Origin of the sequence: Streptomyces sp. P17 (assembly GCF_032436805.1) — a bacterium.
Lineage (GTDB): Bacteria > Actinomycetota > Actinomycetes > Streptomycetales > Streptomycetaceae > Streptomyces.
Genome location: NZ_JAVRBF010000792.1, coordinates 1 through 273 on the forward strand (window position 1 = coordinate 1; position 273 = coordinate 273).

The 273-nt window shown below is 62.3% G+C and carries 1 protein-coding gene; it reads right to left on the bottom strand.

Annotation, left to right across the window (positions count from 1 at the left end; genetic code table 11):
* Window positions 1–15 precede the first annotated feature (15 nt).
* The coding region (locus RMT89_RS42980) for a hypothetical protein (protein ID WP_315889193.1) at window positions 16–273 on the bottom strand (258 nt) is incomplete at its 5' end.

Consider the following 273-nt stretch of genomic DNA (forward strand, 5'->3'; position numbering starts at 1 on the left):
GTCCGGATCCCGCTGCTACAACAACTTCTGCAACTGACGCAGGCCGTGCGGGATCGGCGAGTCCCGGTTCACCTCGAACCAAATCCCACGCCCGTTGTGAACCATTTCGCCGGTATCCTCGTCCTCCTCCTTCGGTCCGAAGAGGAGGCCTTTGACGACGGAATCGGTGAGCGACGCGCGCCACTTGGCCTCACCGGCGATGACGCGCGTGACCTCGCCCTGAGCGTTAAGGGCGATACCAATGAAGTCGGAGCCGTGGCGCCCATAAATCTC